Source organism: Chryseobacterium sp. D764, from assembly GCF_019317325.1.
Lineage (GTDB): Bacteria > Bacteroidota > Bacteroidia > Flavobacteriales > Weeksellaceae > Chryseobacterium.
The window spans coordinates 2742185-2764372 of sequence record NZ_CP079219.1; the positions used below are offsets into that span (position 1 = coordinate 2742185).

The window sequence follows — 22188 nt, forward strand, 5'->3', positions numbered from 1 at the left end:
TTTCTATTTTTAAAAGTTGAAATATTTTTGTTAGAAACAGTCTTTAAAATTAAATTATGCCACATACAAATATCTCCGGAGACAATATTATAAGTTTACAAAGCGCAAAGATTGCGCAAAAAAACTTCACTGTACTTTCTGATGTAAATCTTAACATTAAAAAAGGTAGATTCTGCTATCTTATCGGAAAAACAGGTTCCGGAAAAAGTTCCCTTCTGAAAACGCTTTACGGACACATTCCATTGGCTTCAGGACACGGAACTGTTGTAGGATTTGACCTGGCAAAGCTAAAACCTTCTGATATCCCTAACCTAAGAAGAAAATTAGGAATTGTATTCCAGGATTTCCAGTTACTGTCTGACAGAACGGTTGAAAAAAACTTAAAATTTGTTCTTGAAGCAACAGGCTGGAATGATAAAGTAAAAATAGAAGACCGCATCAATGAGGTTTTGGGAAGCGTGAACATGAAAAGCAAAAAGCACAAAATGCCACACGAGCTTTCCGGAGGTGAACAGCAGCGTATTGCCATCGCAAGAGCTCTTCTTAACCATCCAGATCTTATCTTGGCGGATGAGCCTACAGGAAACCTGGATCCTGAAACTTCCAACGAAATTATGACACTATTGAAGCAGGTTGCCCTTGAAAATGGCGCTGCCGTAGTAATGGCAACACACGATTACCACATGATTCAAAACTTCCCTGGTGAAGCTATCAGATGTGAAGATGGAAAAGTATCCGTACTGGATACAGCAGAATTGTTTGAGTAAGAATTGAAAATTTAGAAATTAAGAGATTCAGACTATAGAATTCCTGTATGAACTACTCTAATTTTCCAGCTCTTTATTTAAAAACATGAAACTCTTTGGTGAGTTCAAGATATTGGTCCGAGTATTGCCTCGGACTTTTTTCTATAATAAAGTCAGATTCATTGATTTCTTTCTCTCGTAATGAAAACTCCAGAATCAACCTTTTAGCTTTTGAATTTTCAATTCCTTTGATATTAATCCTTCTGTGTAAAAACAGATGATTTTCTTTACCTATTGAAATAAAAATTTCTCCGGCTTCAACAGGAATAATTACGGAAAAAATCCCGTTCTCAGATAATAATTGCGCCGAATTGGCAATTAACTGTCTGAAGTTTAATTCTACAGTCTGGCGTGCAATCTTGTCTTTTTCTGATCCTGATTCTTCAAAATATGGAGGATTGGAAACAACAAGATCAAACTGTTCTTCTGTCTCGAAAGTTTTAAAATCCTGATGCCTGTTTTTTAGCCTTGCATGAAAGGGTGCATTTTCAAAATTAAGCTTAGTAAGCGCTGCTGCATCTTCGTTAATATCCAGTCCAAGAAAATAAGCCTGTGGATTTCTTTGCGCCAGCATTAAGGAGATCAGCCCTGTTCCCGTCCCGACTTCCAAAACACTGGAAGCGCCGTGAACATCCGCTAAAGCACCAAGCAGAACACCGTCTGTTCCTACACGGAAGACGTCTTTAGACTGTTCAATTTTAAATTGCTTAAATGTAAAAGGTTTCACTATAAATTGGTAGGCAGTGTAATAATGAATGTAGAACCCTTTCCTACTTCGGATTTCACCGAGATTTCTCCTTTATAATCTTCAATCATCTTTCTTACCATAGATAGCCCCAGCCCCATTCCACTGCTTTTAGATGTAAAATTAGGTTCAAAGATTCTTTCGTACATACTTTCAGGAATTCCTATTCCGTTATCCTGAACAGAAATAATTACCCTTCTCTGATGCTGCTCCACATCTACATTGATGATCAGTTTTCTTTCATCACTTTCTGCCTGTTTTGCATTGGTAACAAGATTGGTTATAATCCTGGAAAGATAAATTCTATCCATATTGATCATAATATTGGTCTTATTGGCATGCATAAAGATACTGTCGTCATTGAAGACACGGAGAATATCTTCAACCTCGGTATTCAGATTGATAACCTCATTATTTTTTTCTGGGAGTTTCGCAAATTCTGAAAAGGCAGAAGCTACCGTTGCAATCAGATCTATCTGATCCACAATTGTTTTACTCATCTGTTTTACCCTTTCTCTGATATTCGGATCTTCCGGATCAAATTTTCTTTCAAAATTCTGAATGGTCAATTTCATCGGTGTCAACGGGTTTTTCACCTCATGAGCAACCTGCTTGGCCATTTCCCTCCAGGCTTCTTCAGAGGCTTTGAATCTAAGTCTTTCTTTCTGGTCCTGAATCTGCAGAATCATTCTGTTATAAGCTCTTGCCAAAGCATTAAGCTCATCATTTTTATAATATCTGATAGGGCGCATTTCATTTTCAAATAATGTAATACGGGTAATCATATCAGAGAATTTCGTAATTGTTTTCGCAAGACTGTTGGACGTCACCCAGCTAATCCAGATACTAAACAGAATAAGAAATATATCGACTAAAAGAATATATTTTACATATTGATGAAGAACCTCCAGGTAAGCAGATTCATTATGATATAAAGGAATATAGACAATTCCGATCGGTTCCAGCTCATTATTTTTCAACAAAAGATATGAAGAAGTAAGCTTAGCATCTTTAGCAGCATCATAATTGATCATATCTACTCTTGCATCAGTAGACAGAATCTTGTTGATGATTTCGATAGGAATCGTTTTCTGCTCAACTAAAGCTTCATCTTTATTGGAAAGTAAATAGTTTCCTTTCAGATCGTAAATAAAAATGTCATGCTGATTGATATCCGCTATTTCGAAAATTTTATTTCCCAAAACTTCCGGAAGATCTTTTGTTTCAATAAGTGTCTGGCTTACCGCGTAGTCCAGATATCTCATTACAGCATTCGTCTTATCCTGCATATCGATATTACTTTGCTGCAGAGAGTGATTTCTCAGTACAAAATAAGGGACAAGCGACGTAGCTACAACACTTAAAAAACATACCAGCAGGAAACCGAAAAACACACGGTTCCTTAAGCTATATCCTTTATACTTATTAATCGACATTCTACTTTTTAATTAACCTAGCAATATACTTACCAATGATATCAAATTCCAGGTTTACTTTATCACCAATTTTCAAATGTTTCATATTGGTAAATTCCCATGTATAAGGAATAATGGCTACAGAAAACTGAGCATCTTCACTTTTTGCAACTGTAAGACTGATTCCATTTACCGTGATTGACCCCTGAGGTACCGTTACAAAACTTCCGTCTTGATCATATTTCATGGTAATAAAATAGCTTCCGTCCTTATTTTCAATACCCACAACTTCACCGGTTTTATCAACGTGTCCCTGAACGATATGTCCATCCAGTCTTCCGTCCATCTTCATACAGCGCTCCAGATTCACAACGGTTCCCAATTCCCATTTTCCAAGATTGGTTTTTTCCAGTGTTTCGTTGATTGCGGTTACCACATATTGATTGTCTTTTATTTCAACAACTGTAAGGCAACAGCCGTTGTGTGCAAGACTCTGGTCTATTTTTAATTCGTTTGTAAAGGGGCATGTCAAGGTAAAATCTATATTGCTTCCTTTTTCTTCAATCTTCTCAATAACACCAACTGCTTCAATAATTCCTGTGAACATATTATTTTTTGCTAAATTTGTAAATTATAATCTTCAAAGATAATCAAAATGAGCCCAAAAAACCATAAAGTACGAGTAGGAATTTCAATCGGTGATTTCAACGGCATAGGCCCGGAGATCATTATGAAGTCTCTGAAAGACAAAACCATTACGGATTTTTTCACTCCTGTAATTTTTGGTTCGGGAAAATTATTCACTTATCAGAAAAATATTTTTAAGCTGAATCTTAATTTCAACTATATTAATGAGGCTTCGCAGGCTCAGGCAGGGAAACTTAATATGCTTAACCTGACGAAGGAAAACGTTAATGTAGAACTGGGAGTTCCCACGGAAGAGTCCACCAAAATGGCTATTGATTCTTTGGAAGCAGCTACTGAAGCTTTGATAAAAGGAGAGATTGATGTTTTGGTAACTGCTCCTATCAACAAAGATGAAATGGTGAAAATGGGCTTTAAACATGCCGGACATACAGGATATTTTGAAGAGAAATTCAGCAAAAAGGGATTAATGTTCCTTGTAACTGAAGATCTTAAAGTAGCTGTATCCACACACCATATTCCAATTGCACAGGTCGCTGAAAATATTTCCAAGGAAAAAATAAAGAAACAGATCAGAGTTCTGAACCAAACCCTTATAGAAGATTTTTGTATCCAAAAGCCTAAAATTGCCGTATTGGGATTAAATCCTCATGCCGGAGATGGTGGTGTTATTGGAAATGAAGAAATTGAAATCATCAGCCCGGCAATCAAAGAACTTTCGGACAACGGAACATTGGCATTTGGCCCTTTCCCGGCAGACAGCTTCTTCCAGCCAAGCAAATATAAAAATTTCGATGCGGTTTTAGCAATGTATCATGATCAGGGATTAGCTCCTTTCAAAACCTTAGCATATGAAGAAGGTGTGAACTATACAGCAGGACTTCCTTTTATCAGAACTTCTCCGGATCACGGCGTAGCTTATGACATTGCAGGAAAAAATATTGCTGATGAGCAGAGTTTTACGGAAGCAATATTTACAGCTATTAAAATTTTCAAGAACAGAAGTGAATACAGCGAACTTATGAACGACCGCATGCAGCCTAGAAAAATGGTTGTAGACAATGGAATAGACGAGGATCTACCGGATGAAACTGAAGGATAAATCTTTAAAACAAATTTTAAATTAATTTGTTTTAAATTTTATTTGTTATTATAAAAAAAATGCATATTTTTGCACACTCATTTTATGGACAAGTTAAGAAACTATGACGTAAGCTTTTCCGGACTAAAAAACGGAAAACACGGGTTCAAGTTTGAGATAGATAAAACGTTCTTTCAATTATTTGACACTGAGCAGGAATTTACAAATCCTAGAATAGAAGTGAATGTATCACTTGATAAACACACTACTTTTTTAGAATTTGAGATTAAAATTAATGGATTGGTTGAATTGGTTTGTGATATTACAAACGAAGATTTTGACTATCCTATTGAAAATGAAATCAAGATTTTGGTGAATTTCGGGGAAGAATATGATGACAGCAATGAAGATGTTATTACCATTCCTACCGCAGAGCATGCTTTCAACGTAGCACATTTGATTTATGAAAATGTAATGCTTTCTATCCCGATGAAAAAGATTTCACCGAATGTAAGCAATGAAGATCTTAAAATTCTTGACCAGTTCAGTCCGAAAGATATTGAGGAAACAGAAGAGGAAGAACATGAAAGCGATCCCAGATGGGATGCTTTAAGAAAGTTAAGAGAGAATAATTAAATAGAATAATTTAAATATGATGAGATGATGAATCTCATCGCTCATCAATTAAAAAAGTTATTAGAAAATGGCACATCCAAAGAGAAGACAGTCGTCGACAAGAAGAGATAAGAGAAGAACTCACTACAAAGCTGTAGTTCCTCAATTAGCTAAAGATGCAACAACAGGAGAGCTTCACCTATACCACAGAGCTCACTGGCATGAAGGAAAACTTTACTACAGAGGTAAAGTAGTATTGGAAAAAGAAGTAGCTGCTACTGAAGAAAACTAAGAGTTGCTTTTCATTGAAAAAGCCTCGTTTTAATACAAAAACCGCCCAATTTTGATAAAATTTGGCGGTTTTTTGTTGTTTTTTACGTTTTTTTGGTATCTTTGACCCAAAATCAAATATCAAATTTATGGACATTAAAGACATACAAAATCTTATTAAGTTTGTATCTAAAGCTGAAGTTTCAGAAGTAAAATACAAGACTAAAGATTTCGAAATCACTATTAAAACTCCATTAGCTGGAAGCGACGCTGTATATGCACAGCCTGCAGTATATCACACTGCGCCACAAGCTGTAGCGGCTCCGGCACCTGTTGCAACTCCTGCTGCTGCTGAGAAAGCTGAAGCTGCATCTGATGACAGCAAGTATGTAACAATCAAGTCTCCTATGATTGGTACTTTCTATAGAAAACCATCTCCTGATAAAGATGTATTTGTAAATGTAGGTGACGAAGTTTCTGTTGGTAAAGTAGTTTGCGTTATTGAAGCAATGAAGCTATTCAACCAGATTGAATCTGAAATCAGCGGAAAAATCGTTAAAATCTTAGTTGACGATGCTACTCCTGTAGAATATGACCAACCTTTATTCTTAGTAGATCCATCTTAAGGAATTTTAGATTAAAGATTATAAATTTTAGATGAATCTTTTTCATTTAAAATAATTTAAAATTCAAAATTTATAATTTAAAATTTCGGAGATGTTCAAAAAAATATTAATAGCCAATCGTGGCGAAATTGCAATGCGTATTTTACGTACTTGTAAAGAAATGGGGATAAAAACCGTTGCGGTATACTCTACTGCTGATAAAGACAGTCTTCACGTAAGATTTGCTGATGAAGCGGTATGTATTGGCCCTGCAATGAGTAAAGACTCCTATCTTAAAATCCCTAACATTATTGCAGCTGCGGAAATTACCAATGCTGACGCTATTCACCCAGGGTATGGATTCTTATCTGAAAATGCTAACTTCTCAAGAATCTGTCAAAAGAACGGCATCAAATTTATTGGTGCTTCTCCTGAGCAGATTGAAAAAATGGGAGACAAAGCTAATGCTAAGGCTACCATGAAAGCTGCAGGTGTACCATGTGTACCAGGTTCTGACGGATTGATAGAATCTTACGAACACGCTGTAAAAGTGGCTGAAGAAACAGGATACCCGGTAATGATCAAAGCAACTGCTGGTGGTGGTGGAAAAGGAATGAGAGCTGTTTGGAAAGCTGAAGACCTTAAAGATCACTGGGAGTCTGCCATTCAGGAAGCTGTAGCTGCCTTCGGAAACGGAGGGATGTATATGGAAAAACTGATTGAAGAGCCTAGACACATCGAAATTCAGGTTGCCGGTGACCAATTCGGTAAAGCATGCCACCTTTCTGAAAGAGACTGTTCTGTACAGAGAAGAAATCAGAAATTAACTGAAGAAACTCCTTCTCCTTTCATGACAGATGAACTTCGTGAGAAAATGGGTGATGCTGCCGTAAAAGCTGCTGAATTCATTGGGTACGAAGGTGTAGGAACTATCGAATTCCTTGTAGACAAGCATAGAAATTTCTATTTCATGGAAATGAATACAAGAATCCAGGTAGAGCACCCTATTACTGAACAGGTAATTGATTATGACCTGATCAGAGAACAGATTCTTCTTGCTGCGGGAACTCCTATTTCAGGAATCAATTATTACCCTAAATTACATTCAATTGAGTGTAGAATCAACGCAGAAGATCCTTACGCAGATTTCAGACCATCTCCAGGAAAAATCACAGGATTAAACATCCCTGGCGGACACGGAATCAGAGTAGATACTCACGTATATTCCGGATACAGCATTCCTTCCAACTATGACTCTATGATTGCTAAGCTTATCACAACGGCTCAAACCCGTGAAGAAGCTATTGCAAAAATGAGACGTGCTCTTGAGGAATTCTATATTGAAGGAGTAAAAACAACTATTCCTTTCCACAGACAACTAATGGATAATGAAGATTATCTTGCAGGAAACTATACGACAAAATTCATGGAAGATTTTGTAATGGATAGAAAATATGATAATCACTAAGATTATTTTAAAATATATAATGAAACTGCCTCAAAAAGAGGCAGTTTTTTTTTCCACCCATCATACAGTATCTCAGATTACATATCATAAAAACAATTAAAAGTAATCTATCGTTAATTATTTAATGAAAATTTAATAAAAATAAAATTCTGCCATAAGAAAGATATAAAACCTAAAACAACCTGTTGACAAAGAAAATATTTTTGACACCTCATTATTTTGCCTTAAAATCTACTTTAATTAGACCTCCATACGACACAAGGTATTTGTTCAGGCATATCATTAATATTGTGTAAATTTGTTGAAAACCAAAATATATGTCAACAGCAGAACAAACAAAAAACTCACAGTATTTTATTGACCTTGAAGACAAACATGGAGCACACAATTATCACCCGCTTCCAGTAGTTCTGGATCGTGGAGAAGGTGTTTTCGTTTGGGATGTAGAAGGCAAAAGGTATTATGATTTTCTTTCAGCATATTCTGCTGTGAACCAGGGGCATTCTCACCCTAAAATTGTAGAAGCATTGGTAGAGCAGGCAAAAAAACTGGCTCTAACATCAAGAGCATTCTACAACTCTAAATTGGGAGAATACGAACAAAAAATCACGACTCTTTTCGGATTTGATAAAGTTTTACCAATGAATTCCGGAGCTGAAGCTGTGGAAACCGCAGTAAAGCTAGCAAGAAAATGGAGTTATGAAGTAAAAGGGATTTCGGAAAACGCAGCAAAAATAATCGTTTGCGAAAATAATTTCCACGGAAGAACGACAACTATCGTTTCTTTCTCTAATGATCCGGATGCTAACCAGAACTACGGACCTTTTACACCAGGATTTATCAAAATTCCTTACAATGATATTGCCGCCTTAGAAGAAGTTTTGAGCAGAGAAGCAGATAATATTGCTGCATTCCTTGTAGAACCTATTCAGGGAGAAGCTGGAGTATATGTTCCGGATGACAACTTCCTTAAAAATGCTTCTGAACTATGTAAAAAATACAACGTTCTTTTCATTGCAGATGAAGTTCAGACGGGTATCGCAAGAACAGGAAAACTGATTGCATGCCATCACGAGGATGTACAGCCGGATATCTTAATTTTAGGAAAAGCACTTTCCGGAGGAATGTACCCAGTATCCGCTGTTTTAGCAAATGACAGCATCATGAATGTCATTAAGCCCGGACAACATGGTTCTACATTCGGAGGAAACCCGATTGCCTGTGCGGTAGCCGTAGCAGCATTGGATGTAGTAGCAGATGAAAAATTGTCTGAAAGAGCTGAAGAACTTGGCCAACTGTTCAGATCTGAAATTGAAAAATTGATCGAAAAGTCAGATCTTATTACCAAAGTAAGAGGAAAAGGACTTTTAAATGCTATCCTGATCAACGACACCCCTGACAGTTCTACTGCATGGAACCTTTGCCTGCAACTAAAAGAAAACGGATTACTGGCAAAGCCTACCCATGGTAATATCATCAGATTGGCACCACCATTGGTAATTACTGAAGAGCAATTACTAGATTGTGTAAAGATTATTGAAAAGACTATTCTCGAGTATAAATAAATGGCTCTTTCCCTTGCAATCATCACTTATAATGAAGAAGAAAACATCGTAAGACTTTTAGATTCATTAGTAGATATAGCTGATGAGATTATCATTGTCGATAGCTTTTCAACAGATAAGACAAAAGAAATCTGCACTCAAAAATATCAACAGGTACAATTCTTTGAGAAAAAATTTAACGGGTATGGTGAACAAAAAAACCATGCCCTTAATTTATGTTCTCATGAATGGGTTCTGTTTCTGGATGCTGATGAAGTTCCTGATGAAAATCTGAAAAGATCCATACAGAGAATCGTTTCTTCAGCAAGTACAGAATTCAATGTGTATAAGGCCAGATTTAATAATCATCTAGGCCCCCACCTGATCAAACACGGTGGTTGGGGAAATGTATGCCGTGAAAGGCTTTTCAAAAAAGAATATGCCGCGTATTCACATGACAAGGTTCATGAATTTTTGATTACCTATGAAAAAGTGGGGTTATTGGACGGAAGGCTGAATCATTATACTTACAAAAGTATTCACCATCATGTCTCAAAAATCAATAAATATTCCGATATGATGGCGGAGAAAATGTTTGAAAGAGGAAAAAAAATCAATAGATTTAAAATCATTGTAAGTCCTGTTTTTGAATTTATCAAGGTATTTATTTTCAAATTGGGGTTTCTGGACGGATTCCCTGGATATTATATTGCCAAAACAATGTCCTATTACACCTTTTTGAAATATATTAAATTGCGCGAAAAAGTAAGACTACTGGAAATTGAAAAAAACACGGTAAAATAGCATGATCTTTTATCTTATTCCTGTTTTGTTGGCGGTATTTATCGTCATATATTTTCGTCTGTATCTCTTTACCTTCCCACACAACAGACTGATCATCCTCATGTACCATCAGGTTGAAAAAGAAAGTCATGAAGACCTTACGGTAAGTTTAGAAAACCTTGAACAACAGTTTTCATATCTAAGCCATAAAAAATATACTTCAAAGTTTTTTTCAGAACTCAGTGTTTCTGCGAAAAAAAATATTGTTATCACCTTTGATGACGGTTACAGAAACAATTTTGAATATCTGCCATCTTTACTGGAAAAATATAATCTCAAAGCAACCATTTTTATTCCCACAGGATTTATCGAAAAAGGATATCAAAATTATCCGATGATGACCTTTGATGAGATCAGAAGTCTGGATAAAAAATATTTTGAGATTGCTCTTCACAGCCATGCCCATGAAAATCTGAAAAACATGTCTTTAGATCTTATAGAAAAAGATCTAGAAAAGAATATGCAAATTCTCGATGCCCAAAAGATACCGTATTCAAAGGTTTTAGCGTACCCTTATGGAAAATATCCTAATCAAAAAGAGGAAAAATCTGCTTTTTTTTCTATTTTGAAAAAAATAGGAATTGATTTTGCAGTAAGAATTGGAAATAGAGTTAATTACTACCCAACACAGCACCCATACGAACTGTGTAGAGTTGATATAAAAGGCAAAGATTCGATCATAAAGTTCAAATTAAAACTTATCTTTGGAAGATTAAAACTATTTTAAAAAACAATTTTAAAGGAGTATTTTGATGTACTCCTCTATCAAACAAATCGTTGTGATGAATATAAGTGGTTTAATCATAACATATAATGAAGAAAAAAATATACAGGCTGTCCTTGAGTCTTTTGATTTCTGTAATGAAATAGTAGTGATAGACTCATTTAGCACGGATAAAACTGTAGAAATTGCAAAGAAATTCCCTAATGTAAAAGTGGTTCAAAATACATTTGAAGACTTTACAAAGCAAAGAAATTTGGCTCTGGATTCTGCAAAAAATGACTGGGTTCTATTTTTGGACGGTGATGAAAGGCTTACACCAGCCCTGAAGCAGGAAATTATAGGTGAGCTGAATAAACCCGGGCAAAAAGATGCCTATTATTTTTACAGGAAATTCTTTTTTGCTCAGAAACCGATTCATTTTTCAGGAACACAGTCTGATAAAAATTTCAGGCTTTTCAGAAAATCGAAGGCCAGATACATGGCAGGGAAAAAGGTACACGAAACTCTGGAAGTCAACGGAACCATTGGGATTTTAAAAAATAAATTACTACATTACTCCGTTTCAGATTATGAATCTTATAGAAAAAAAATGATTCATTACGGAGTTTTAAAGGGGAAAGAACTGGCTGCAAAAGGGAAAAAGTACAATGTTTTAGCGCAATATCTTAAAACAGCTTTTAAATTCTTTAAAGCCTACATAATGAGATTAGGTATTTTAGACGGAAAAGAAGGGTATCAGTTATCTTACCTGCAATCTTTAAGCGTTTTCAAAACCTATGAATCATTAAAAAAAGAGCAAAATTAGTTGAATGAAGATTTGTATCATTAGTTATGATTTTTGGGATTATGATAAGTATATTGTTGAAACATTATGCAAACGGGGTATTGATGCCCATCATATAAAGATCAGTACCGTTACTCATTCCAATTTCAATGAAAGAGCTGTAAATGCTTTAAGCAAAACCTTTTTAAACAAAAATCTTAAGACTGAAAAAAGACAGAAATATGTTCTGGATGCCTTGGAAAAATTAGGACATCAGGATCAGATATTAGTGATGAACCCTGATACATTTGATCTTTCAACCCTTGAAAAAATCCGAAAATATACAGACCGCCTCGTTACCTATCTTTATGACAACCTTGAAAGAGTTCCTGTAGAAGACAAACTCTACCTTTTTGACAAAGTATTTTCCTTTGACTATATAGATGTTAAAAAGCATGGATTTGAAAAACTAACGAATTATATTTATCTGCCCCACTGCGCAAAAGAAATCCAGCAGCCTGAAATGGATCTTTTCTATATCACCTCTTATGATAACAGAAGGGTTTCGCTGATAAAATTACTGGCTAAAAAGTTGATTGAGCAGGGTCTGAAATTCCAGATTATGATTATCGGGAAAAAATCATGGAAACATCAGCTGACGAATATTTTCATGACGGTACCTAAAAACCTCTTTCTGATTTTCAGCATCAAAAAGATTCCTCATAATGATCTTCCTAAGTATTATAAAAATTCAAAAGTGTTGCTTGACCTGATGCGTGAAGGTCAATATGGGCTTAGTTTCAGAGTTTTTGAAGCGATGTCTCTGGAGAAGAAAATCATTACTGATAATGAAGCCATTAAAACCTATGATTTTTACAATCCCAATAATATTTTGATTTTAAACAAAAATATTAGTAATCTTGACAAATCTTTTTTTGAAACACCTTACGAAAAAATTCCTGAGGAAATCTATCACAGATATACTTTGGATAGTTGGGTAAACAAAGTTTTTGAACTTGATACTAAAAACTAGCAAATGGGAATCTTAAAAAAAATAAAAAAACACTTCGAAAGAAAAGAAAAGCTCAAATATCTTCAATCTAAGGATATAGTCAATATCAATCTGTTTGACGATTCCAAAAAAACAATTCTGTTTGCTTCAAGAGATTTTCCTGCCCATGATAAAGAATCCGGGGCTAACAGACTGAAAGAACTCATATTAATCTACAAAGAATTAGGATACAACTGCATTTTATTTGCTCCTCATATTTTTGAAGACGATTCATATGTAAAGTTTTATCAGCAGCATGATGTTATCGTGTATATAGAGAACAATAAATATAAGAATATCTATGATTTCCTGTCTTCCTTTAAAAAGGTAGATTATATTTGGTTTAATGGGCCCCTTGCCCTGAATCTGTTTTACAAAAAAATGAAGGCTCTTCTCCCTTCTACCCGATTCATTTATGATATGGTGGATATTCATTTTTTAAGGTTTAAAAGAGCGATTGAACTGGAACCAACCCGTATTTCTTTAAAGAAAAATTACAAGCATTTCTTCCGCCTGGAAACGGTTGTTGCACCACAGCTGGACTACATTATTGCCATCTCGGATAAAGAGAAAGAGATTATGAGCCAGTACGCGGATAAAAATAAGATCATTACCATATCGAACATTCACTATCCTAAAATTGATATTTCAGAAAGGAAGAACTTTAGTGAAAGTAAAGGAATCACCTTCATCGGGTCTATCCATGAACCGAATATTGATGCGGTAAAGTTCCTTTATGAAAAAATAATGCCCATTGTCTGGAAAACAAATCCTGAACTGGAAGTAAGTATCATTGGAAATGTTTCCGAAAAATTGGACCTTAAACTATATCCTAAGTTTAAATTTTTAGGGTTTGTAGAAAGCATTGAAGAGCATTTCATGAATTCTAAAATCATGGTGGCTCCTTTACGGTTTGGGGCTGGGGTAAAAGGAAAAATAGGGCAAGCCTTTGAATACTTTTTCCCGGTGGTTACCACAGACATTGGTGCTGAAGGGATGAAGCTTACAGATAAAAAAAATGTATTGATTGCCAATGACGAAAACAGTTTTGCAGAAGCAATCATTCAGCTGAATATTAATGAAGAACTTTGGAATACATTAAGCCAACATTCTGTGGACAGTCTGAGAGCATTTTCACCGGAAGAAGTAAAAGAAAAACTTAAAACATTATAATCCATGTCATTAAGTGTAAATTACCATGGTTTTTTTGACGGAAATTTTGGAATTTCTGAAGCAACCAGACTGAATGCCTTAGCATTGGAAACAATCGGTATCAAAGTAAACCGGATTAATTATTCCAGCGAAACTTTTGAGAGAATTGATACAGGTTCCGAAACATCATCTTCGATTAATGTTTTCCACATTAACATCAATTTTATTAACAATTTTTTCTCTAAGAATCAGGATCTGAATCTTAAGGATCATTATAACATTATTTACTGGGCCTGGGAATTTCCCGAAGTTTCCGATAAAGTTGTCGAAATATTAAATGTTTTTGATGAGCTTTGGGTTCCAAGTGATTTCTGTGTCAATATATTCACAAAATATACGGGAATTCCGGTCATTAGATTTTCTCACCCGATTCAAAAGATGGCAGAATCTAAGGATTTTGAACTGAGCCAGTATACTATTTCTTCAGATTCAAAGATCTATCTTACGATTTTTGACTCTTTGAGTACAACCATCAGAAAAAACCCGGAAGCGACACTTGAAGCTTTCACAACGGTTTTCAAAGAGGATAAAAACAGTGTTCTTATTATAAAAACACACAATCTTGAAAGAAGCAAAGATGCTCAGAAAGCTTTGGAAGCCTACAATAATATCCCGAACGTGGTTATCATTAATGAACATTTTTCAAAGGAAAAGCTGCATTCTCTGATTCAGCAGTCTGATGTTTTGATTTCTCTTCATGGTTCGGAAGGTTTTGGGCTTACAATGGCAGAAGCCATGGCTTATGGAAAAATTGTAGTCGGAACCGGTTATTCCGGAAACCTTGATTTCATGAATGTAAATAACAGTTTTCTCATTCAGTATGATTTCATCAAAACCTCCAATACAAAAGGATTGATCGACGAAGGTTTAACACTTGCTAAACCAAGTCTGAAAGATGCTGTTGAAAAACTCCAATACATCAAAAACAATTTTGATAGTCTGACCTCAATGAGAGAAAAGGCAAAATCACAAATCGCTGAGAATTTTTCTATCCAGTCTATCGGGGATTTATTCAAAATAAGACTGGGTTCCATTGATGGTTTTGGCAAAAAAGAAAGCAGCGGAGGCAGTGATGTAAATAATGTTTTCTATTTGAGCGAAATTGAAAGATTAAACACCAGAGTCAATTATCTTGAACGTACTCTTTATAATAAAATAAGAAAAAAAGTAAACGCGTTTTTTAAAAAAGGCAGAAAATAATTTTATTTGGTTAATTTTCCGGGCCGTCATCCAATGGACAGGTCTATAGATTAATAATGAAATAATAATCATGTTTCATATGAAAGACAAAATTGCAATAGTAGTCCAAAGATATGGATTGGAGATCAACGGAGGCGCAGAGCTTCACGCAAGATTACTAGCTGAAAAATTATCTGCCATCTATGATATTGAAATTATTACAACCTGTGCTATAGAATTCGAACGTTGGGATAATCATTATCCGGAAGGAATTGAAATCATCAACGACATTAAAGTAAGAAGATTTAAAACTTTAAAAAAAGACTTAAAAAAATTCAACGAGCTAAGTAAAATAGCTCGTAACTTATATAAGTATTATAGCAGAAAGCTAAGTGTTCTAAACTTCCCTTATTTGATTTATAAGAGATTTAAATACAACAAAAAAGATTTTAATTTCAATGAATGGTTAGAAGTACAGGGACCCTATTCCAATGATTTAATTCAATTTATAAAAGACAAAAAAGAAAATTATAAGGCTTTTATTTTCTTCACCTATTTATACCACCCTACCAATATAGGTATAAGAGAAGTTGCTGATAAAAGCATTCTCATTCCTACGGCACACGATGAGCCTCAGTTTTATCTTGATGGCTATTCTCAATTGTTTTCTCTTCCAGAATTCATCATGTATAATACTCAGATTGAAAAGGATTTTGTGGAGAAAGTTTACCCTCAGGCCCAAAAATTAAAATCTGAAATTGCAGGAATTGGTTTCGATGATTATGACGTTACATCAGGCACATTACCGCAGGATCTTTATCAGAACAAATATTTCATTTATATTGGAAGAATTGTTGAAGACAAAGGCTGTGTCATGATGATTGAATATTTTAAAGATTTTAAAGAAAAAAAACCTGAATATCGCGATATAAAGTTAGTTTTGGTAGGTAAAAATTCTCTTGATGAAAAAATAACTCAGGGAGATGATATTATCCTGACAGGATTTGTAGATCATGAGCTTAAAAATGCGTTGCTGGCAAATGCAAGTGCACTTATAATGCCTTCGTTTTATGAAAGTCTGTCATTAATTACATTAGAAGCCATGTTACTGAAAGTTCCTGTCATTGTAAACAAAAACTGTGAAGTACTGTATTCGCATATTGAAAAGAGTGAAACCGGGAAAAGCTTCACAGACAGTAATGAATTTTCCGAGGCTCTGACTTTTTACTTACAACAAACACAGGAAAATCTGATTTCAGAGGGTAATAAAGCAAAAGATTACGTCTTGAAAAACTATTCATGGGACACTATTATCAATAAATTTAATTCAGCCATCAAATCTTTATAATGAAAAGAAAAATTCTATTCTTTTTCCCTGAAAATCCTTTTTCAAACAGGGCCGGAAATACCACAAGAGCAAAAACGACTCTTACCGTTTTAAAAAATCTGGGTTATAGTATTGATCTGGTGGGGGCTACTGAGATTTATAAGGGACAAAACGACACTACGGAAATTGATAAAAGTATTGTTGACAATCTGTTCTTAATCAATCAGAAACCACCGAAAATAAAGACGTCATCAGATTACTGGAAATACAAAATATCAAAATTTTCTAAAAAATCTAATGAGTATAACCACTTATTGACAGATTTTGCAAAGAAAGAATTTACGAATATCTTCAATAAAGAAAAATATAATGCCATCGTCATCAATTATGAGTTCTGGGCCGGATTAATTGATAATGAGTCTATGAAAGATACTTTAAAAATCATTGAAACTCATGATTGGATTACACTCAATGAATTCTACAAAAACAAATCATTAGATATTGGAAAGCGCTTCAATGAGGAGATAAATAACCTTTCAAAATTTGATAAGGTGATCACCATATCAGAAGATGAACATCTTGTTTTTAAAAGATTTTTAGGAGAAAAGGTAATCAATATTCCTCCTTCTTTCACCCCTCATTTCGAGAAAAATGACACTGATAAAAAGTATGATTTAATTTTTGTGGGGTCTGAAAATATTTTCAATATACAATCAATGCAATGGTTTTTTGATCATGTATATCCATTACTTCCCAAAAACATTCATATGGTAATTATTGGAAGGATATGCAAACACTTCCAAGAACGGGAAGGGGTCAAATTGGTAGAATTTGCAGAAAATTTAGAAGAATATTACCACCAGTCGAAAATTGCAATTTGCCCGATGCTGGAAGGTACGGGTATCAAAATAAAAGTAATAGAAGCATTATCTTACGGTCTTCCTGTTGTAGGAACTGAAAGAGCTATTGATGGCTTTCCGTCAAAAATTTCAAATGGCTGCTTAGTAACTGACAATCCGGAATTTTTTAGGGATCAGATAATGTCTTTACTACAAAATGAATCTTCTTATCAGGAAATGAAAATACAGGCTGAAGTCTATTTTAAGAATAATTTTTCTGAAGAAAAAGCGATAGAAAAATGGAAAAACATTTTACATTAATGGATGATTTAGCAATTATCATATTGAATTACAATTCTTTTGATGACACCAACAGGGAAGTTAATTCATTATTAAGCGAAGGAATTTCTCAAAAATCTATTTATGTAGTGGATAATAATTCAAAAGACAGGAAAGAAATTGAGAAACTGGGATCTCAAAAACACATACACTATATTTTAAGTGATTATAATGGAGGTTATGCTTTCGGTAATAATCTGGCCATAAAAAAAGCGATAGAAGACGGTAAGAATTATTTTTTATTATTAAATCCGGACATTGAAATATCGCGTAGTACGATCTGCCAATTATACAAAGATTTAAAAGAGCTTCCAGATATTGGAATAATAGGTCCCCGCATCTGCTACAGAAACATTCGTGACAGAATATTTTCAGACGGCGGACTGCTATTCCCTGAAGAGGGTTTTCAGGGTGGACATACCAATTCTGAAAAGGATAAGAATCATGTAAATGCTCCTCATTATAACTACAACATACAATATGTAGATGGAAGTGCATTAATGTTCAGAAAGGAAATATTAGATGATGTGGGTTTAATGAATACCCGTTTTTTCATGTATTATGAAGAGTCTGAATGGTGTCTGCGCCTCCTTAGGAATAACAAATGGAAGATTGCGGTGAATACCCAATGTGAAGCTTTCAACCTTGCCAGTGATAAAGGCAGTTTTTACGAATATTATATCACCAGAAACCGAATCTGGATGTGCAGATTATACGATGGAAATATAAAATATGTAACCAAAGAACGATGGAAATTCGCAAGGAAAGCACTTAAAAAAGGAAAATTTTCTATGGCGAAAGCATACATTAAAGGTATATTAGACGGTCTTTATTCCAATTTAGAGAAAATAAAAAATGAGTAATAAAAAAAATATTATTAAAGTAGGATATCTTTTATCGTATGACTACTCTTACATCTTTACATCTCTTCAGCATATTTATGAGCATGCAGACTGTATCGTGATAAGCTATGATGCCAATAATAAAACATGGGCGGGAAATGACATCCATATTCCTGAAAATGTTTTCAGTGATATCAAAAAATTGGATATTAAGAATAAAATCATCTTTTATAAAGACACTTTTTTTATTGAAGGTATGCAGCCGATGGATCTGGAGACCAGACAAAGAAATATGATGGCTGAAAAGATGGGGTCTGGCGGATGGCATATCCAGATGGATGGTGATGAATATGCCTATGATTTCAAGGTATTAGCTCAGTTTTTGAAAAAAAATAAATTCTTATTGAAGAATCCAGCTAAAAATCCTTTTAATTTTCAGGTAAACTTCGTTACATTATTCAAACATAATACTGAAGGTTTCTTCGTTATTACACCTTTTGATGAGAAGTGTATGCTTATTACAAACTATCCTAAATATGAATATGCCAGAAATACCAATAAGGGAAGAATTCTCCCATTAGATTTTTATTTAATTCATCAGTCCTGGGCGCGTGAAGAAATGGAAATTTCAGAAAAGATCAATAACTGGGGGCATAAAAATGATTTTGACACTTCAAAATTTTTAAATTCCTGGAAAGAGGTCAATTCTGATAATTACAAAACATTCATAGATTTCCATCCATTATATAAAGGGATCTGGAAAGAACTTTCTTTTTTCCCGGCAAAAAACATTGATGAATTTATTCTGTCCTTTTCTAAGAAATATCCTCAGCAAAAACTCAATCTGAACTTATCTTTCACAAAAAAAATAAAGATGAGAATTAAAAGCCTTTTTTAATTCCTTCAGACCAAAAATATAAAGGCTAATGTTGTTGTAACACTAGCCTTTTTTATTATTTGATAAAAACATTCTCAAATTTCTCCATGACTGTCCGTGGATTGAAAAGTTCAGAATAACAATCCCAGTTTTTATCAGGATCCGGTTCAAAATTATTCAGAATCTGCAGGATATCTTTTTTATCGCTGTATAAGAACGCTTTATCTCCCAAAATCTCAAGATGTGACTTTTCATCAGATCCGGACCATGTTATAATAGGTTTATTTTTAATGGAAAACTCGCCTACCGCCATTCCGAAACTCTCTCCCTGTCTACGGGCATGCAAAAATGCATCAGAAGTATTAATAAATTTCACTTTTCTTTCAACATCTGTTGTAGGAGGAAGGAAAATAATATTCTTGTAAGACCTGAAAAAGTTTCTCTTTACAAATGCATCGGTTCCCATAAAAACAAAATATATATTTTTATTTTTCAGGGCTGTTTTCTTTACAGCATCCATTACGAAATCTATATCAAAAGTTTCGGTTCCTCCGTATCTTGCAAATACCACAGCATCTTTCGGAATATTCAATTCGGCCCGAAGATCACCTCCTATTTCAGGAAGATCTACGATATGAGGAACAAAAGGAAGCTTTCCATCACTCATGGTTTTTGCCAGCCATTCGGAGACATATGCGTAGACATCACCGTAAGGCTCATTATACTTAAAAACCGCATGAATAACCGTTTTAATAAGATCTTGTGGGGTATCCGTTTCCTTTTCACCAGATTTTATCGCATAAAAAAGATCAGCATTTGATTTCTTAATAAGAGCATCTCTTTCCTTTATATCACTATATCCAACAACATTAAACCTCTTTTTAAAACGCCCGATAGCTTCTTCTGCATTATTCGGACTATTTTGGGGATAAAGAATCATTGATTCATTGCCAAGCATTTCCTCATTATAATAAGCGTAATCAAAAAGGGCATTGGAAGTCCCTCTATAACATAATTGATTTTCGTGGAAAATAATTTTCATTTGTTAGTAAATAAGTTAAATTATTTAGCTTCTATCCTATTCAATGACAGAAACAGGAATACGATAATCTTATTTCTGTAGTTTCTGACACAGATTTCATCTGTAAAGACAAAATGCTCTTTCATTGATAAACTAAACTTATAAGGTACAAAAATACATTTTTAATGATAAGACTGCCGGAAATATTCTTTCAGTGTTCCTAATATCAACGAAAATATTTTACAAATATTTATTTTGGTTTTTCGTTGTATAAAGAAACCGTCTCAAAGCTGAGACGGTTTTTTGTAAAATATTAATATTATCTAGTTAGTATGCGTAGAATTCAATTCCTTCAGAAACATAACCAGAAGGTCTTACACTTGATCTTGAATAATAATGATCTTTCCCATTCCAATATCTATAAATAGGAACTGTATTAGGCTGTTGAGTAGCAAAAGCATTAAACTCAATTCCCTCATCTACATATCCCTGATAATATCCAGGAGTTTTTGTATAGTAGTGATCTTTCCCATTATAATATCTATAAACAGGAACTGTATTTGGAGCTTTATATAAGAATGCGTTGAACTCTGTTCCTTCATAAGAATAGCCACTGTAGCTTCCCGGAGTTTTTGTATAATAATGATCTACTCCGTTGTAATATCTGTATACCGGAATGGTATTGAATTCCATATAAACTTTATTGTCTATCAGATACTGATCTACATAAGCCTTAAGCTGAGCTTTTTTAGCAGCATCTTTCACTAAGTCATAGATAATAACCAATCCGTTGTTTCCGAAATCTACCAAAACAGAATTGCTCGTATTAGAGCTGTTCTGCCAGTTGGAAAAGTTGATTTTTGGATTTGACATATCAAGATTCAGTTCTCCTAATAACCCTTTTGATGGATCTCCTCCTCTTGTTTTAAAGGATAATTTTTTAGAATAGTTCATAGAGGATTCTGAAGTATTCACATCATTGGTTACATCTACATCAAAGATATCTTTCATTCCTACTTTTACTCCAATTCTTGCAGCACGGTCACGGCTCTGGCTTCTTGTTTCCGCCTGGAATAAAACATCAAGTTTTGCTCCTGTATAGATATCAAGTGTTACGTGAGTTCCATAGTCCTGTACAATTTGTTGTGGCGTTTTTGTCTGCAGATCCTGAACAAATTCTGGAGTAAGATAGTCTCCCAACATGTCTGTAGTTGCATTGAATCTTACTCTTTTTTGTTTAATGGTAAGGTTATAACTTCCGTAGATGTATTTTCCTTCAAACTTATTGTTTGTAGTTACCGCAGAGTTAAATCCTACTGAAAGTGTTTTCTTGAATAATGGAATACCGGCAGTAACATTCACTTTGGTTGAAACCATTTTAGAATACGCCTCAGCATTTTCACCATATTCTTCAGTATATTCCTGTGAGAAAGTGTTTTCGCTGATCAATCTGTTTGTCTGCTCCACTTTAAAACGATCAATATCAATCACTTTAAAACCAGCTGCAGTTGCATTGGCATATTCACCGGCAACATTATAACCATGCCCTAAGACATCGTAAATTCCATCTCCTGCAAATTTGGCTGCTGATAATCGGTGATTAGCTTTTGCCGCCGGGCTTTCAGGTGTTGCCTCATTGCTCAGTTCTTCCGTTGAACATGAACTCATGAAAAGCATCAGTAAACTACTGAAGCAAAATAAAATTTGTTTTTTCATAGTATTAATTAAAAGTTTCCGGCAAATATAATATTCAACACTTAGTGAAAAAAGGAATCACACAATGATATATATCATTATTTAGTGAATTCAAATATGGTTTAACACACCATTAATAAAGAAACAATATATCATTTATTTGTGATTTAATAACAAAAACAAATTATAAAAACCAACTTTATTACATCCATTAGAAGACACAAACATTAATATAATACTTTTCCTTTATGAGCTTAATTTTCATAATATGATCAGTCATAC

The 22188-nt window shown here is 34.4% G+C and carries 22 protein-coding genes; 17 read left to right on the forward strand and 5 right to left on the reverse strand.

All coding sequences use genetic code 11. The features are described from left to right. Positions 1–56 precede the first annotated feature (56 nt). Positions 57–767: a cell division ATP-binding protein FtsE gene (locus KYG33_RS12440; protein WP_077418814.1), complete on the forward strand. Its 711-nt coding sequence runs from the start codon at positions 57–59 to the stop codon at positions 765–767. 73 nt (positions 768–840) lie between these two features. Here the strand turns inward: KYG33_RS12440 and KYG33_RS12445 are convergent, their stop codons facing one another. From KYG33_RS12445 to KYG33_RS12455, 3 genes are read right to left on the reverse strand one after another with little or no spacing between them, the layout of a single operon-like run. After that, a complete protein-coding gene (locus KYG33_RS12445; protein WP_219071836.1) occupies positions 841–1533 on the reverse strand; it encodes a tRNA1(Val) (adenine(37)-N6)-methyltransferase in 693 nt (230 codons plus the stop codon). After that, the gene (locus KYG33_RS12450) at positions 1533–2987 is read right to left on the reverse strand and encodes a sensor histidine kinase (RefSeq protein WP_077418812.1); all 1455 of its coding nucleotides are present in this window, start codon (positions 2985–2987) and stop codon (positions 1533–1535) included. Before KYG33_RS12450 ends, KYG33_RS12445 begins: the two co-directional genes overlap by 1 nt. A 1-nt stretch (position 2988) precedes the next feature. Then, entirely contained in the window at positions 2989–3573 is a 585-nt protein-coding gene (locus KYG33_RS12455) for a riboflavin synthase (RefSeq protein WP_077418811.1), read from the reverse strand. A gap of 48 nt (positions 3574–3621) precedes the next feature. On the opposite strand from KYG33_RS12455, the gene pdxA reads away from it, so the two are divergent. From pdxA to KYG33_RS12535, 16 genes are all read left to right on the forward strand, one after another. Further along, positions 3622–4713, forward strand: coding sequence for a 4-hydroxythreonine-4-phosphate dehydrogenase PdxA (pdxA, locus tag KYG33_RS12460; protein ID WP_077418810.1), 1092 nt, complete (start codon positions 3622–3624; stop codon positions 4711–4713). A gap of 84 nt (positions 4714–4797) precedes the next feature. Next, positions 4798–5328: a YceD family protein gene (locus tag KYG33_RS12465; protein WP_219071837.1), complete on the forward strand. Its 531-nt coding sequence runs from the start codon at positions 4798–4800 to the stop codon at positions 5326–5328. A gap of 67 nt (positions 5329–5395) precedes the next feature. Next, the gene (gene rpmF / locus KYG33_RS12470) at positions 5396–5599 is read left to right on the forward strand and encodes a 50S ribosomal protein L32 (protein ID WP_002976251.1); all 204 of its coding nucleotides are present in this window, start codon (positions 5396–5398) and stop codon (positions 5597–5599) included. Between the two features lie 127 nt (positions 5600–5726). Beyond that, positions 5727–6203 (forward strand): acetyl-CoA carboxylase biotin carboxyl carrier protein, encoded by a 477-nt coding sequence (gene accB, locus KYG33_RS12475; protein ID WP_077418808.1) that lies wholly within the window; start codon positions 5727–5729, stop codon positions 6201–6203. Positions 6204–6294: 91 nt separating this feature from the next. Then, the gene (gene accC, locus KYG33_RS12480) at positions 6295–7650 is read left to right on the forward strand and encodes an acetyl-CoA carboxylase biotin carboxylase subunit (protein WP_047385963.1); all 1356 of its coding nucleotides are present in this window, start codon (positions 6295–6297) and stop codon (positions 7648–7650) included. A gap of 317 nt (positions 7651–7967) precedes the next feature. Next, the gene (rocD, locus tag KYG33_RS12485; RefSeq protein ID WP_180564698.1) at positions 7968–9215 is read left to right on the forward strand and encodes an ornithine--oxo-acid transaminase; all 1248 of its coding nucleotides are present in this window, start codon (positions 7968–7970) and stop codon (positions 9213–9215) included. Then, positions 9216–9998 carry a glycosyltransferase family 2 protein gene (locus tag KYG33_RS12490; RefSeq protein ID WP_180564699.1) on the forward strand — a complete coding sequence of 261 codons (783 nt, stop codon included), beginning with the start codon at positions 9216–9218 and terminating at the stop codon, positions 9996–9998. A gap of 1 nt (position 9999) precedes the next feature. Next, positions 10000–10764 (forward strand): polysaccharide deacetylase family protein, encoded by a 765-nt coding sequence (locus tag KYG33_RS12495; protein ID WP_180564700.1) that lies wholly within the window; start codon positions 10000–10002, stop codon positions 10762–10764. A 55-nt stretch (positions 10765–10819) separates the two neighbouring features. Beyond that, complete coding sequence (locus KYG33_RS12500; RefSeq protein WP_257468768.1) at positions 10820–11566, forward strand: glycosyltransferase family 2 protein; 747 nt, start codon at positions 10820–10822, stop codon at positions 11564–11566. Positions 11567–11570: 4 nt separating this feature from the next. Continuing rightward, positions 11571–12557 (forward strand): hypothetical protein, encoded by a 987-nt coding sequence (locus KYG33_RS12505; protein WP_077418803.1) that lies wholly within the window; start codon positions 11571–11573, stop codon positions 12555–12557. A 3-nt stretch (positions 12558–12560) separates the two neighbouring features. Further along, positions 12561–13748 carry a glycosyltransferase gene (locus KYG33_RS12510; protein WP_180564703.1) on the forward strand — a complete coding sequence of 396 codons (1188 nt, stop codon included), beginning with the start codon at positions 12561–12563 and terminating at the stop codon, positions 13746–13748. Positions 13749–13751: 3 nt separating this feature from the next. Then, on the forward strand, positions 13752–14987 hold the full coding sequence (locus tag KYG33_RS12515; RefSeq protein ID WP_219071839.1) for a glycosyltransferase: 1236 nt from the start codon (positions 13752–13754) through the stop codon (positions 14985–14987). A gap of 79 nt (positions 14988–15066) precedes the next feature. Then, the gene (locus tag KYG33_RS12520) at positions 15067–16314 is read left to right on the forward strand and encodes a glycosyltransferase family 4 protein (RefSeq protein WP_219071840.1); all 1248 of its coding nucleotides are present in this window, start codon (positions 15067–15069) and stop codon (positions 16312–16314) included. Continuing rightward, entirely contained in the window at positions 16314–17453 is a 1140-nt protein-coding gene (locus tag KYG33_RS12525) for a glycosyltransferase (RefSeq protein WP_219071841.1), read from the forward strand. Before KYG33_RS12520 ends, KYG33_RS12525 begins: the two co-directional genes overlap by 1 nt. Next, a complete protein-coding gene (locus KYG33_RS12530; RefSeq protein WP_257468769.1) occupies positions 17432–18334 on the forward strand; it encodes a glycosyltransferase family 2 protein in 903 nt (300 codons plus the stop codon). The genes KYG33_RS12525 and KYG33_RS12530 overlap by 22 nt, the downstream gene beginning before the upstream one ends. Continuing rightward, on the forward strand, positions 18327–19211 hold the full coding sequence (locus KYG33_RS12535) for a hypothetical protein (RefSeq protein WP_219071842.1): 885 nt from the start codon (positions 18327–18329) through the stop codon (positions 19209–19211). The genes KYG33_RS12530 and KYG33_RS12535 overlap by 8 nt, the downstream gene beginning before the upstream one ends. 55 nt (positions 19212–19266) lie before the next feature. Here KYG33_RS12535 and KYG33_RS12540 read toward each other — a convergent pair whose 3' ends face one another. Continuing rightward, entirely contained in the window at positions 19267–20232 is a 966-nt protein-coding gene (locus tag KYG33_RS12540; RefSeq protein ID WP_077418797.1) for a glycosyltransferase family 1 protein, read from the reverse strand. Positions 20233–20538: 306 nt separating this feature from the next. Continuing rightward, the gene (locus tag KYG33_RS12545; RefSeq protein ID WP_077418796.1) at positions 20539–21927 is read right to left on the reverse strand and encodes an MAC/perforin domain-containing protein; all 1389 of its coding nucleotides are present in this window, start codon (positions 21925–21927) and stop codon (positions 20539–20541) included. Positions 21928–22188: the final 261 nt, after the last annotated feature.

What these genes read in the sequence shown, in the direction of transcription:
- KYG33_RS12440 (WP_077418814.1), top strand. Translation starts at nt 57, where the DNA reads ATGCCACATACAAATATCTCCGGAGACAATATTATAAGTTTACAAAGC.
- KYG33_RS12450 (WP_077418812.1), bottom strand. Translation starts at nt 2,987, where the DNA reads ATGTCGATTAATAAGTATAAAGGATATAGCTTAAGGAACCGTGTGTTT.
- KYG33_RS12455 (WP_077418811.1), bottom strand. Translation starts at nt 3,573, where the DNA reads ATGTTCACAGGAATTATTGAAGCAGTTGGTGTTATTGAGAAGATTGAA.
- pdxA (WP_077418810.1), top strand. Translation starts at nt 3,622, where the DNA reads ATGAGCCCAAAAAACCATAAAGTACGAGTAGGAATTTCAATCGGTGAT.
- KYG33_RS12465 (WP_219071837.1), top strand. Translation starts at nt 4,798, where the DNA reads ATGGACAAGTTAAGAAACTATGACGTAAGCTTTTCCGGACTAAAAAAC.
- rpmF (WP_002976251.1), top strand. Translation starts at nt 5,396, where the DNA reads ATGGCACATCCAAAGAGAAGACAGTCGTCGACAAGAAGAGATAAGAGA.
- accB (WP_077418808.1), top strand. Translation starts at nt 5,727, where the DNA reads ATGGACATTAAAGACATACAAAATCTTATTAAGTTTGTATCTAAAGCT.
- accC (WP_047385963.1), top strand. Translation starts at nt 6,295, where the DNA reads ATGTTCAAAAAAATATTAATAGCCAATCGTGGCGAAATTGCAATGCGT.
- rocD (WP_180564698.1), top strand. Translation starts at nt 7,968, where the DNA reads ATGTCAACAGCAGAACAAACAAAAAACTCACAGTATTTTATTGACCTT.
- KYG33_RS12490 (WP_180564699.1), top strand. Translation starts at nt 9,216, where the DNA reads ATGGCTCTTTCCCTTGCAATCATCACTTATAATGAAGAAGAAAACATC.
- KYG33_RS12495 (WP_180564700.1), top strand. Translation starts at nt 10,000, where the DNA reads ATGATCTTTTATCTTATTCCTGTTTTGTTGGCGGTATTTATCGTCATA.
- KYG33_RS12500 (WP_257468768.1), top strand. Translation starts at nt 10,820, where the DNA reads ATGAATATAAGTGGTTTAATCATAACATATAATGAAGAAAAAAATATA.
- KYG33_RS12505 (WP_077418803.1), top strand. Translation starts at nt 11,571, where the DNA reads ATGAAGATTTGTATCATTAGTTATGATTTTTGGGATTATGATAAGTAT.
- KYG33_RS12510 (WP_180564703.1), top strand. Translation starts at nt 12,561, where the DNA reads ATGGGAATCTTAAAAAAAATAAAAAAACACTTCGAAAGAAAAGAAAAG.
- KYG33_RS12515 (WP_219071839.1), top strand. Translation starts at nt 13,752, where the DNA reads ATGTCATTAAGTGTAAATTACCATGGTTTTTTTGACGGAAATTTTGGA.
- KYG33_RS12520 (WP_219071840.1), top strand. Translation starts at nt 15,067, where the DNA reads ATGAAAGACAAAATTGCAATAGTAGTCCAAAGATATGGATTGGAGATC.
- KYG33_RS12525 (WP_219071841.1), top strand. Translation starts at nt 16,314, where the DNA reads ATGAAAAGAAAAATTCTATTCTTTTTCCCTGAAAATCCTTTTTCAAAC.
- KYG33_RS12530 (WP_257468769.1), top strand. Translation starts at nt 17,432, where the DNA reads ATGGAAAAACATTTTACATTAATGGATGATTTAGCAATTATCATATTG.
- KYG33_RS12535 (WP_219071842.1), top strand. Translation starts at nt 18,327, where the DNA reads ATGAGTAATAAAAAAAATATTATTAAAGTAGGATATCTTTTATCGTAT.
- KYG33_RS12540 (WP_077418797.1), bottom strand. Translation starts at nt 20,232, where the DNA reads ATGAAAATTATTTTCCACGAAAATCAATTATGTTATAGAGGGACTTCC.
- KYG33_RS12545 (WP_077418796.1), bottom strand. Translation starts at nt 21,927, where the DNA reads ATGAAAAAACAAATTTTATTTTGCTTCAGTAGTTTACTGATGCTTTTC.